Here is a 12,187-nt window from a genome sequence, read left to right on the forward strand (position 1 = left end):
ACACTTGCCGATGATCGCTTTTAGTTACCGAGCACCATCTACCCAGCATTCCAGCGTAAATCCAGCGTAAACGGATAGTCTTTATTTAATTCCTCTTCAGGCAATTCCAACACCGTCTCGGTCGGAGTATGGCCGTGCTGCCAAAAACGACTAACCCGTCGCCCTTCGGCTTCGTAAGCATTAACCGGCAGCGTGTCGTAATTACGGCCACCAGGATGGGAAACATGGTACGTACAACCACCAATAGACCGGCCATTCCAGGTATCGACCAAATCAAATACCAGTGGCGCCTGCACGCCTATAGTAGGATGCAACGCCGACGGTGGATTCCAGGCCCGGTAGCGAATACCGGCCACCAGTTCTCCCTGCTTGCCGGTCGCGTGTAGCTGAACCCTGCGGCCATTACAGGTCAAAGCATAGCGTTCGCCCATTGCACCGCTGAGCGTAACTTGCAAGCGCTCCACCGAGGAATCCACATAGCGGGCAGTGCCGCTACTGGTGATTTCTTCGCCTAACACGTGCCAAGGCTCGATCGCCTGATACAGATCCAGTTGTAAATCATCAACCCGCAAGCTGCCTATCCTGGGAAAGCGAAACTCCAAAAACGGCGCGAACCATTCTGTCTTGAATTCGTAGCCGGCCGCTTGTAAATCCCGTGCCACGTCCTGAATATCGCTGGTAATGAAATGCGGCAGCATAAACCGGTCGTGCAATTGCGTGCCCCAGCGCACCAAAGGCTTCTTGTAAGGCTCGCGCCAAAACCACGCCACCAGCGTTCTTAACAGCAGCATTTGCATCAGACTCATACGTGCATGCGGCGGCATTTCGAAAGCGCGCAGTTCCAGCAACCCGAGTCGTCCGGCATCAGTACCAGGCGCATATAGTTTGTCTATACAAAACTCGCTGCGATGGGTGTTGCCGGTCATATCCACCAACAAATTGCGGAATAATCTATCGACCAACCAGGGCGCGGCTACTTCGCCGTCCGGCATTTGTTGAAAGGCAATTTCCAGTTCGTAAAGACTGTCATTGCGAGCTTCATCAACTCGCGGCGCCTGGCTGGTTGGACCGAGAAACAATCCGGAGAACAAATAGGACAAGGCTGGGTGATGCTGCCAATAGGTGACCAAACTACGCAACAAATCCGGGCGCCGTAAAATGGGACTATCGGCTGGGGTAATGCCACCCAAAGTGACGTGATTGCCACCACCCGTACCAGTATGACGGCCATCCAGCATGAACTTTTCGGTGCCGAGCCGAGTTAGTCGGGCGAGCTCGTACAAAGTGGTGGTGTTATGCACCAGCTCTTTCCAACTGGCGGCCGGATGAATATTCACCTCTATAACACCTGGATCGGGTGTAACTGGCAACCGGGTCAGACGCAAATCGTGCGGCGGCTGATACCCCTCTATCACGACCGGCATTTTCAGAGCCCCCGCCGTGGCTTCCACAGAAGCAATGATATCCAGATAGTGTTCCAATTCGGTAGTGGGCGGCACGAATACATATAAACGGCCTTCGCGGGTCTGTACCGACAACGCCGTATGCGGCACCCACTCTGGATCGTGCGGCGTTTCATCGTCGGCTGCGTCCATTTCGGTGGGATGCGAGTCCTGCTTTGCCATTTGGCTGTAACGACGACTAACTTCCGAATCGATATCGCCCAGTGGTTCTACCACTTCATAAAGGCTGCGTTCGTGGGCGTGATCTTGATCTTCGACAGGCACCCAAGGCAAGCTATTCAAAGGTAAACGTAAACCCATCGCGGAATCGCCAGGCACCAAGAACATCTCGCCACGCCGAAACTCCCAAGCACTAGTGTTCCAAGCGCCGGCCTGATAACTCCAGTGTAGTGGCAATACATAACCAACCGGCGCACCGAGATCCGCGCTGAGCAATTTCGCCAAGCGCTGGCGCTCCAAGTCGTCCTTTAAATTGACTTGCAAAGGATCGAGGTTTTTCGGAACCAAACCCTCCTGTAATAAATAGTAAATAGGGTCTTCGAACCCCGGCAGAATGAACTCGCCGGCCACGCCCAGTCGTTTGACCAAATCGCGGATAAAAGCTTCCGCCTGCTTGATGTCGAACCCATAATCGCGGGTCTCATCCGCCAATAAGGCCGGATTCTTCCAAATCGGTTTGCCGTCCTTGCGCCAAAAACACGCCAACTGCCAGCGCGGCAACGGCTCGCCCGGATACCATTTGCCCTGACCGAAATACAACAAACCGCCCGGCGCAAAGCTGTCACGCAAACGTCTGACCAGTTTTCCGGCCAACTTGCGTTTTTCCTCGCCGTCGGCATCCGTGTTCCATTCCGGCGCATCCATGTTATCGATGGATACGAAAGTCGGCTCGCCGCCCATGGTTAGACGTACGTCGCCAGCTTTCAGCTCGGCATCGACCTTTTCACCCAGGCGTTCGATGTCTGTCCATTGCCTGTCAGTGTATGGTTTGGTAACCCGCGGATCCTCATGTATTCGGCTAACGCGATTGGAAAAACCGAAAGTAGTCTCGGCCTTGCCGATAAACCCGCCGCTGACCGGCGCCGCGCTGACATAGTCGGCGGTGCAGGCCAACGGAATATGCCCTTCTCCGGCGAACAAGCCGGACGTCGGGTCAAGGCCAACCCAACCCGCACCCGGAATGTACACCTCAGCCCAGGCATGTAAATCTGTAAAATCGTGATCGGTACCGGATGGGCCATCCAGCGATTTCACATCCGCTACCAGCTGCACCAAATATCCCGATACAAAGCGCGCGGCCAAACCCATGTGTCGCAAGACCTGCACCAGCAACCAGCCGGAATCCCGGCAGGAACCCAGTTTTTTCTCCAGAGTTTCCTCACAGCTTTGTACGCCCGGCTCCATTCGGATCGCATAATTAACCGCCTGATTCACGGCTTGATTGATGCCAACCAGAAAATCAACGATACCCTGCTTGTCTCGATTCAGCCCTGCCAGAAAAGCTTGCAGCAACGGCCCCTGCTCGTGAAGTTCTCGGTACGGCGCCAGTTCCTTGGCTAATTGCTCAGGATAGGAAAACGGATAATGCTCGGCGTACTCTTCTAGAAAAAAATCGAAGGGATTGATCACAGTCATATCGGCGATCAGATCCACTTCTATGGAGAATTCGGTGGTTTTTTCCGGGAACACCAAACGCGCCAGATAATTGCCGAACGGATCTTGCTGCCAATTGATGAAATGCTTGTCTGGCTTGATGGTCAGCGAATACGCGCTAACTGCAGTTCGTGAGTGCGAAGCCGGCCGCAATCGCAATACGTGCGGGCCCAGTTGGACCGGATGGTCGTAGTGGTAACTGGTTTTGTGATTAATCGCGACTCTGATACTCATGCTGACACCGGATTAGCTGCTTCGCTTTCAGCCTGCAGTAGCCTTAGGTTTTCTTCCACACCGGCCGCATGCGTCAATTCCGCAACATTTTGCTTGGTAAAAAAGCCATCGAAATCCCCAAAACGCTGTACATATTCGACGATCAACGACGAATGCTCGGAGGCGCTGGAAAAAATCTGTTTCAAGCCTTCCTCCCGCGATCCGATCACATCCAACAGAAAGTCCTTGCCCCTGGCCCTGATAGCCTGCACTACATAATCGATATTGGCTAAGCCGTTAACCTCGCCATCCGCTACTTCCAAAGCCAGATGGTGCAAGCGTGGCCCATAGTTACGCACGAAACTTTCAGTCGGTGACGGCAAACCCACCAGATGATTGACAAAATATGGATGATTGGCAGCGGTGAACACTTTGGCCGGACTGATCCGCTCCTCGGGGTAATGAATGCTTTTAGTAACGTTGGTGGACGAGTTCTGACTGGCGATATCGTATGATCCCCAATAGTAATAGCTGGACAGGGTCAGATATTCCAAAATTGCCACTTCCCGGTTCTGACTATACACACGGGTGGCTAAATGATCGATGGGCCGAATCAATTTGTCCAGCCCCAACTCTTCCTGAATCGCCTTGGCCGCACAGTAACCGCGATTCACATCGTCGAGAATCACGCTATTTCCCAAGGCATATACTCTTATGTCTTCCGGCGGCCGTTCCCAGTAAGCAACGATGTTATGGGTGTATGGCGACGGTTTGACGATGGCCATATTGCCGGGCAATTCCAGCTTACGGATTTGATCCTGATTGAAGAAGCGTATCTCGCGGGCTTTTTGTTGCTCGACCACCTCATGCAGATTACTTACCCGAAAAATCTCGCCCATATAGCGGGAATTAGGCTTGTGGGCACCAATTGGATACACCTCGTTCAAGCTACGAAAAATGTCGGCTCGACCAGGTGCGCGCACCTCCCGCACTAATATGTCGGGCGAGTCCATATCAATCCGCAGCACATGCGTCCAATGGCTTTCCGATTCCAGCGTCACCAGGTAGTGATAAGGCGTCATCAAGGCCAATTCGCTGACATAGGCTGCAGAACAGCCCGGTTCAACCGTTAGCATCAACGCGTCGATTTCGCGGATCATTTCGGTCAGGCCAGTACGGTCCCGGTTTTCCAGCAATTTGACCAGAAACTCGTCAAACCAGGGCGAATTGGCCTTGTCGCCCTGTTTGGGGTGAATCAGTGAATTTATCATCCGTTTACCTTTAACTCTATTTATCCGTTAGGCTGAAGCGCCAAAAAGCCCGTTGAACCGTCGGCAAATCACATTTTTTCAACATGGTTCAAGCAAGCGCTTGCTCAGGCCCATTTAGAAAAGTCCGCTGAATCTCGGCGCTTAGCGCGTTGTTTCGCAGAATAAAATCTTGTAAAAACTCATGCAAACCGACGCTAAAAATATCCGCCATCCGCCCGTAATGTAATCGAGCATGATTTTCACCGGCCAAGCGCAGACACTCCGTACCTCGCTGCCGACACAGCTGTTCCACAATCGGTGCCAGCTCATCGTAACAGGCGTGTAAGGAACGCGGCATGTCGTCGCGCAGCACCAGTAATTCCGCGACTTTCCAGGGCTCGATAGTATCCCGAAATACTTTTTGATAAGCCTCAAAAGCCGACACCGAACGCAGCAAGGAACTCCATTCGTAATAGTCGACCTGACCTTCCTGCGCTTCCACCACCGGCAACAGTAATTGATACTTGGCGTCTAATAATCGGGCTGTATTGTCGGCCCGCTCGACAAAACTCCCCAAACGCACAAACTTGTAACTATCGTCACGCAACATGGTGCCGAAGGTCACACCGCGAAACAAATGCGAACGCGATTTTACCCAGTCGCAAAACTCGCAAATATCGGCTTCGTGCAAACCCTGCCGAATTCGCTGCCTAAGTTCCAACCACAAGGCATTAACGGTCTCCCACATTTCCGAAGACATCGCCACCCGCACTGCCCGGGCATTCTCACGGGCAGCACCTAATGCGCTAACAATGCTGGACGGATTACGCTCGTCCAAAGCCATAAAGCGAATCACATTCACCGCGGTATAGCCGGAGTAATTTTTCTCGAAAGCCTCGATATCGTCGGCGATCTGCACCGGCGGTTTCCAGCGCGCCGTTTCGTCGTAGGCACTATTGGCGACCAGCGACATCCGATAGGTGACGTCCAGCACCCGCGCCATGTTCTCGGCGCGCTCTATATAACGCGCCATCCAGTAGAGATGATCGGCGGTACGGCTCAGCATGGTGCGTCTCCATTCAATACCCAAGTGTCCTTAGTGCCGCCGCCCTGCGAGGAATTGACCACCAGCGAACCTTCGCGCATCGCCACTCGGCATAAGCCGCCCGGCACCAGCGTCGTGGTTTTGCCCGACAACACAAATGGTCGCAAATCGACATGACGCGGTGCCACCCCTTGTTCAACCAAAGTCGGACAAGTCGACAATGCCAATGTAGGCTGAGCGATGTAATTGTCGGGCTCGGCCAAAATCCGTGCCCGAAAATCCTCGATCTGCTGTTTGGATGAGGTTGGACCCACCAACATGCCATAACCGCCGGAACCCTGTACTTCCTTGACCACCAGTTCCTCCAGATGCTCTAACACATATTTCAAATCGTCAGGATTTTCCAGCTTATACGTGGGCACATTCGACAGAATAGGCTCCTCACCCAGATAAAAACGCACCATCTCGGGTACATAGGTATAGGTGGCTTTGTCGTCGGCTACCCCCGTGCCGATCGCGTTAGCCAGCGTGACGCCGCCATTGCGATACACCGAGACCAAGCCCGGCACACCGAGCATCGAATCTTCGCGAAACGCCAGCGGATCGAGAAAATCATCATCAATGCGCCGATAAATCACGTCAATCCGCTTCGGCCCTTCGGTGGTGCGCATGAACACTGCGTTGTCCTTGCAAAACAAATCCTGACCTTCCACCAGTTCTATACCCATTTGTTGCGCCAGAAACGCGTGCTCGAAATACGCGCTGTTATAGGCACCGGGCGTCAACAACACTACGGTCGGATCGTAAACACCCGGCTGCGCCACGGCCCGCAAATTGTTGAGCAATACCTGCGGATAATGCTCGACCGGCGCCACCGCGTAGCGACGGAACAACTCTGGAAACAGGCGCATCATCATCTTGCGGTCTTCCAACATGTAGGAAACCCCGGACGGCGTACGCAGATTGTCTTCCAACACATAAAACTCGTTCTCGGCGGTGCGGACAATATCGACGCCGGCGATATGCGCATAAATACCGCCCGGCACGTCCACGCCCTGCATTTCCGGCCGATACATTTCGTTTTCCAGAATGCTGGCGGGAACGATACCGGCTTTGATGATTTCCTGATCGTGATACAGATCGTTCAAAAACGCATTCAGTGCCGTGACCCGCTGAATCACGCCAGCCGACAATACCCGCCATTCCGTGGCAGCCAGAATCCGCGGCACCACATCAAACGGAATCAGCCGCTCGGCGCCGGCCTCGTCGCCGTAGACATTGAAAGTAATTCCCACCCGCCTGAACAACATTTCCGCTTCGCGGGACTTTTGCATCAACTGGGCGTGATCGGTACCGCTCAGCCACTCTGAGAACGGTTGATACAGGCGCCGGACGCTGCCGGTTGAGGTACGCATTTCATCGAAAAAAGTATTTATGTTCATGACCATCCTTCAGCAATCCACATGCCAATCTTATTAATGCCTATTTATCAAAAAGTTAAATCGCTGCCTAGTCACTTAAATCATATTACGCACCAGATAAGTGCAACAGCCACTTGCAAGCGCCCTGAAAACGAACAAAGTCGCTGAAAGCCGATTGCCATTTCCGCGCACTTTGCTTATTGTTACCGGCCTAAATCAGCAATCGCGGCGAGGCCAGACTGATGCATACTGCTTTTTTCACGATATTCGGCGAAGTGCTATTCGACAATTTTCCGGACGGCAATCGGATACTCGGCGGCGCACCATTTAATGTCGCCTGGCATCTGCACGCCTTAGGTCGGCAAACCCTGTTTATCAGTCGTGTGGGAGAAGATGAAGCCGGCCGTACAATCCTCGCGGCCATGCAAAACGCGGGTATGACGCGATCCGCCATGCAAATCGACGCTACTCACCCGACTGGCAGCGTGGCGATCAGCATAACAGATGGACAGCCCAGCTACAGTATTCTCGACCAGCAAGCTTATGACTATATCAATTCAGAGGCGCTGCAACACCTACCCCGGCATGGATTGCTCTACCATGGCAGTCTGGCATTACGCAACAACGTGTCCAGGCAAACCTTGCTCAATTTGCAACAGAGCTGGAGCGGCCCGGTGTTTCTGGATGTGAATCTTCGCGCACCCTGGTGGCAAGCGGATCAACTGCTGGAATGGGTAGCCGGCGCAGATTGGTTGAAACTGAACGACGAAGAATTGCAGTTACTGCTGCCCGGCAAGCAGAGCATAAGCGACAAGATGCACATACTAAAGCAGACTTATCAATTGAGCGGCGTAGTGCTTACTCTCGGCAGACAAGGCGCGATGGCGCTAGACTCGTCGGGAGAATTATCCAGCATTACCCCCGACGGCAACATCGAAGTAGTCGATACCGTTGGTGCCGGTGACGCGTTTGCAGCGGTTTTGTTATTGGGGATTACCGAGAACTGGCCGATGGCTCTAACGCTAAAACGAGCACAGGATTTTGCGTCGGCATTGGTGGGTCGGAGGGGCGCTACCGTCGCCGACTTGGCGTTTTATCAAGGATTTATTGAAGCGTGGCGATAGTCTCCGTAGCCTCGATGCAGCGTCAGCAGAAATGAGGGTAGTCACCCTTCGAATCCTCGATTCCATCAAGGCTACTTGCTCCGAAATTATGTTCGACTATCGGCCTTGCAGAGGTTTGGTATCGATCAGTCCCATTATACCGAGTCAGTCACCTAATCTTTGACCGTTTCTGTTTTATTCTCCAGCTGCCGGGGCAAATCTCCCTACAAAGCGCTTGGGCAGCGGCCCCGAACTGCAATTAAACAGTTTAATACGACTTTTGTAGCCTGCTGATACTAACCAAGGCTAGAAATCCTACAGCCCACAAACTAATGTCGCTGGGTTCGGGAACGGTTGTGGGTGTTGCGGACAAACTCACGTTATCGATGAGTAGGCCCGATGTCGCCAAGCCATCCCCCACGTCCACAATCGCAAAGCTCAAGCTGTGGTTACCGGCCGACAGAATCTGGCTAAAGCCTGCATAGCCGGTCTCCAGCAGAAACGGCGAATTTGAGGTTTTTAGCAATGAAGCGGTATTGGTAAGTGAAATCAAGTTGCCATCCAGCACAGCGAAGGCAAAATCATTAAATTCAACTTGGTTCGCCTGATCCGTCAAAAAATCCCAGCTAAAAGACAAGATATCCCCGGCATTGGCGGTAAAGCTCTGACCGATACCCGTGCCTTCAAACGCGCCCAGGGAAGCGGTTGGTAGATGTAGAAATGCTTCCAACTGATCGACGGCCACGGCGTCGATACCCGAGTAGTTATAACCATCGGTAGCCGTTGCCGCGTTGGTCAGCAAGGCCTGAAAAGTGCCCGTTACCGGTCCAATTCCGAAACCGGTATCGGTCACACTGGCGTCACCGAGGCTGCTCCAAATTTTAAAGTTACCTGTTTCGAAACCGCCATTTAGGAAGGCGGCTTGAACCGGCAACACCCAAAAGCTGATGGCCAGATAGCATAAGTGTAAGATTTTCATGAGCGTTCTCCTTGATTCGCGGCTACCGTGAAGTACCTTTTAGGGTGACGGATACTTGGTCGCCAACATGCACGACTAAGCCGGCTTTTTGGCAATCCCAGCGTTTGCCTGGATTGTTAAGATTAACGTTTTGGCGCGTCGTCAAGTTTTGGCAAAGCAGCTTATCCGTAGTCCGAAAACCCAGCAAACTGCCGCTGAGATCGGCGCGTGGAACGATGAATTTACCAAACGCTATAGGGCTTTGGCCAACGGCTATATTTTCGGTCACGGCTGGCTGGGTCGGGTCGATGACCGAGACGGTATTGCTGCCACTATTCGCTACGTACACGCGACTGCCGTCCGGGGTCAGGGCCACACCAAAAGGACGGTTGCCCACTGTTACGTCGGTAACGAAGTAGTTGTTATTGGTATCAATCACCGACACAGTGTCGCTAAATTGATTCGTCACATAGACTTGGGTACCGTCCGGGCTAACGGCTATGCCGGTAGGATTACGCCCCACCGACACATTAGTAATGACGGATTGAGTGGTCGTATCAATGATCGAGATCGTGTCGCTATCAAAGTTCGCCACGTAGACTCGGGTGCCGTCTTGATTGATGGCTAAGCCCGCTGGGATTCTACCTACCGGCACGCGAGTGACCACGTGGCTGGCGGTGTTGATAAATGCGACAGCATTCGCTCTTTGATCTGACAAATACAGTGTGCCGCCATCCGGACTGACAGCCATTCCTTTTGGTGTATTCATACCCGGGAGAACTTGGGTGATACGGGTTACAGCTAGGGAGGCGGCGTCGACTTGAAATATATGCCCAAGTTCTCCGGTTACATAAATGCGAGTTCCATCGGGGCTGACCGCCAAAGTATTAACTAAATCATCAATATTTTGCACCTCGGTCACGCTACGGGTATTGGCATCAATCACCGACATGCTATTGCTAGAAAAATTCGCGACATACACTTTGCTACCGTCCGGGCTCACTGCTACGGCCGTTGGGGCTCGACCCACCGCTAAGGTGGAAACGACTCGATTATCGGCGATATCGATGACCGAAACGTTATTGTGAGCTGCGTTAGGAATATAGGCAAAAGGCGCGGCGCGCGCCTGGCCCAGCATGGTGAATAAGAACACGATACTTATCAGCTTTTTCATCGGAATATCTCCAGTTAAATTAAATGAAACGGTATAGAAAAGGTTTTTTTGCATCGCTACGTAGTCTTTTGCTATTACTACGAGTGTTAAACAAACTCTCAATATCTGTGGCTAGTGCCTGAGTCTGTCTCTTAAACACAGTCAGGTTTTATGCCAACCTGGAGTTATTGCCTGGCGATAACTTTATATTGCTGATTTATGCGGGTTATATTCTGTCGTCATGGCGATAAAACTGGATCAGCCAGTTTTCAATAGGCGTAATTACCATGATATTTCGTATTACTTACGGTATTCCGTACATAATTGAGACGGCAAGTTGCTGCGGTTTGTGCGTGATTACATGGCGCAGGGTAAGGGATCACACGAAATGGAAGAATATTGGCTAAATTCATGCGACTTGACGCCCATAACTCCCATAACCAAGGGCGTTCCCTTGTTAATTTATGTCGCTTTCAGGTTTAGGAGCAGACCGTAACCGACCAGGACTGAGAGGCAACTTGGGGTCGATTGCCCTTCGCGTATTGCCTTAAAAGCCTCTCCTAAAAATAGCTCTGACCGTTACCATAGTCCCCCGGCAATTTGCCATTCGCCCCAGGATTGCTTAAGGTCCGAAATCGAACAATGGATGGCTGAAGCCGATTGGCTGAAATTGAATAACAAGGAATTGCCGCTGTTGCTGCCCGGCCAACAGAGCCTGGAACAGAAGGTGGGGGTATTGCAGCATCGCTGTCAACTCAGCGGACTGGTAGTGACTTGCGGCAGCGAAGGCGCGTTGGCTTTAACGGCCGAGCAAGAGTTGACCAAGGTAACGCCGGCAGGCGATGTGGCCGTGGTTGATACGGTCGGTACCGGCGACGCGTTTGCTGCGATTTTGTTGCTGGGGATTGCCGAGAACTGGCCGCTGGCGTTGGCCCTAAAACGAGCGCAGGATTTTGCCTCGGCGCGGGTAAGTCAACGCGGTGCGACCGTCGCCGACACGGCGTTTTATCAGGATTTATGCGGCTTGGACATAGTAGAGACGCAAGCACTTGCGCCTCTACCGCGCCAATCAAGACTGCTGTCTGGCAGGCACACCGTCCGACCAATCGCCGGACTGGGCGGAGAAAAACTTTTTAAATTGCGGCATGAAGCTGGCCGTGATGGGAATCGAGTAAAAACAATACATCGCCGCCGCTTCCCCGGTACTGACTCCGAACAGCCATTGCGGCATAAACAAGGTCATCATAGCCATCACAAAATGGTAAGAAGCAATCCGCCAATTGTTCTTCCAGATAAAACCACTCCAAGCCAAGGCAAACAAGGAACCATGGGTAACGAACAAGCCAAAGGCACTGGAGATGGCATAGCCAATGTGATAAATGCCCATGTACAGGCAAGACATCATATTGCCGATGAAATTAGGCTGAACACCGAATAACTGCCATTCCATGGGCAAAAACGAACAGATTATAAATAAGCTACTCAAAGTGGTGCCGATCATAAACGCTTTTTTCAGGGCTTGCGGATCGGTGGAATAAGTCGCCAAAGCCGGCATGATCGCAAAGGCCTGCAAGCTAATATGATACGTAGACAGCTCGCTCAAGAATAGGTTGGTGCCGTAACCGCACTGGTCCGCCACCGGATAGCCGAAATACTGAATAAACTCCATCAAGGAAAAATGGAAGATGGCATAGGCACGAGCCAGCCTGACCCAGAAAGTCTCGTCTTTATCCAGAAAAGTCACACTCGATGCGACCAGGCCCGCGACGCCCAATCCCAACGACATATTGGCACTAAAACACATGGTTAATCCGTAATTTAAATTGATAGCATCGACGCGCGCCTTGCCGCGATCATCGGTTTAGTCTATTGGTTTCGGTCATGTTTACCGGAAAGCAAAGATACACGGAGCGGCGCTTTATTGCAGC

The 12,187-nt window shown here is 52.3% G+C and carries 8 protein-coding genes and 1 pseudogene; 2 read left to right on the forward strand and 7 right to left on the reverse strand.

What is annotated here, in order from left to right:
* Positions 1–38 precede the first annotated feature (38 nt).
* From EBA_RS18335 to EBA_RS18350, 4 genes are all read right to left on the reverse strand, one after another.
* Positions 39–3,350, reverse strand: a complete 3,312-nt coding sequence (locus tag EBA_RS18335; RefSeq protein WP_192376044.1) for a transglutaminase family protein — start codon at positions 3,348–3,350, stop codon at positions 39–41.
* Positions 3,347–4,600 carry a hypothetical protein gene (locus EBA_RS18340; RefSeq protein WP_192376045.1) on the reverse strand — a complete coding sequence of 418 codons (1,254 nt, stop codon included), beginning with the start codon at positions 4,598–4,600 and terminating at the stop codon, positions 3,347–3,349. Before EBA_RS18340 ends, EBA_RS18335 begins: the two co-directional genes overlap by 4 nt.
* An 88-nt stretch (positions 4,601–4,688) precedes the next feature.
* A complete protein-coding gene (locus EBA_RS18345) occupies positions 4,689–5,645 on the reverse strand; it encodes an alpha-E domain-containing protein (protein WP_192376046.1) in 957 nt (318 codons plus the stop codon).
* Positions 5,639–7,072: a circularly permuted type 2 ATP-grasp protein gene (locus EBA_RS18350; protein WP_192376047.1), complete on the reverse strand. Its 1,434-nt coding sequence runs from the start codon at positions 7,070–7,072 to the stop codon at positions 5,639–5,641. Before EBA_RS18350 ends, EBA_RS18345 begins: the two co-directional genes overlap by 7 nt.
* A gap of 215 nt (positions 7,073–7,287) precedes the next feature.
* Here EBA_RS18350 and EBA_RS18355 point away from each other — a divergent pair, with 215 nt between their 5' ends.
* Positions 7,288–8,169: a carbohydrate kinase family protein gene (locus tag EBA_RS18355; RefSeq protein ID WP_192376048.1), complete on the forward strand. Its 882-nt coding sequence runs from the start codon at positions 7,288–7,290 to the stop codon at positions 8,167–8,169.
* A 247-nt stretch (positions 8,170–8,416) separates the two neighbouring features.
* On the opposite strand, the gene EBA_RS18360 is transcribed toward EBA_RS18355, so the two are convergent.
* Both EBA_RS18360 and EBA_RS18365 read right to left on the reverse strand, forming a co-directional pair.
* Entirely contained in the window at positions 8,417–9,127 is a 711-nt protein-coding gene (locus EBA_RS18360) for a PEP-CTERM sorting domain-containing protein (protein ID WP_192376049.1), read from the reverse strand.
* Positions 9,128–9,149: 22 nt separating this feature from the next.
* Positions 9,150–10,280: a beta-propeller fold lactonase family protein gene (locus EBA_RS18365; RefSeq protein ID WP_192376050.1), complete on the reverse strand. Its 1,131-nt coding sequence runs from the start codon at positions 10,278–10,280 to the stop codon at positions 9,150–9,152.
* A gap of 577 nt (positions 10,281–10,857) precedes the next feature.
* On the opposite strand from EBA_RS18365, the pseudogene EBA_RS18370 reads away from it, so the two are divergent.
* Positions 10,858–11,238, forward strand: a pseudogene (locus EBA_RS18370) (carbohydrate kinase family protein); the annotation flags it as partial.
* A gap of 90 nt (positions 11,239–11,328) precedes the next feature.
* On the opposite strand, the gene EBA_RS18375 reads toward EBA_RS18370, so the two are convergent.
* Positions 11,329–12,063, reverse strand: coding sequence for a DUF5765 domain-containing protein (locus EBA_RS18375; RefSeq protein ID WP_192376051.1), 735 nt, complete (start codon positions 12,061–12,063; stop codon positions 11,329–11,331).
* Between the last annotated feature and the right edge of the window lie 124 nt (positions 12,064–12,187).

The sequence above is a fragment of the Methylomonas albis genome, assembly GCF_014850955.1.
Taxonomy (GTDB): domain Bacteria; phylum Pseudomonadota; class Gammaproteobacteria; order Methylococcales; family Methylomonadaceae; genus Methylomonas; species Methylomonas albis.

Excerpts from the sequence above, each read along its gene's own strand:
- EBA_RS18335 (WP_192376044.1), bottom strand. The coding sequence starts at position 3,350 with ATGAGTATCAGAGTCGCGATTAATCACAAAACCAGTTACCACTACGAC.
- EBA_RS18340 (WP_192376045.1), bottom strand. The coding sequence starts at position 4,600 with ATGATAAATTCACTGATTCACCCCAAACAGGGCGACAAGGCCAATTCG.
- EBA_RS18375 (WP_192376051.1), bottom strand. The coding sequence starts at position 12,063 with ATGTGTTTTAGTGCCAATATGTCGTTGGGATTGGGCGTCGCGGGCCTG.
- EBA_RS18355 (WP_192376048.1), top strand. The coding sequence starts at position 7,288 with ATGCATACTGCTTTTTTCACGATATTCGGCGAAGTGCTATTCGACAAT.
- EBA_RS18345 (WP_192376046.1), bottom strand. The coding sequence starts at position 5,645 with ATGCTGAGCCGTACCGCCGATCATCTCTACTGGATGGCGCGTTATATA.
- EBA_RS18365 (WP_192376050.1), bottom strand. The coding sequence starts at position 10,280 with ATGAAAAAGCTGATAAGTATCGTGTTCTTATTCACCATGCTGGGCCAG.
- EBA_RS18350 (WP_192376047.1), bottom strand. The coding sequence starts at position 7,072 with ATGGTCATGAACATAAATACTTTTTTCGATGAAATGCGTACCTCAACC.
- EBA_RS18360 (WP_192376049.1), bottom strand. The coding sequence starts at position 9,127 with ATGAAAATCTTACACTTATGCTATCTGGCCATCAGCTTTTGGGTGTTG.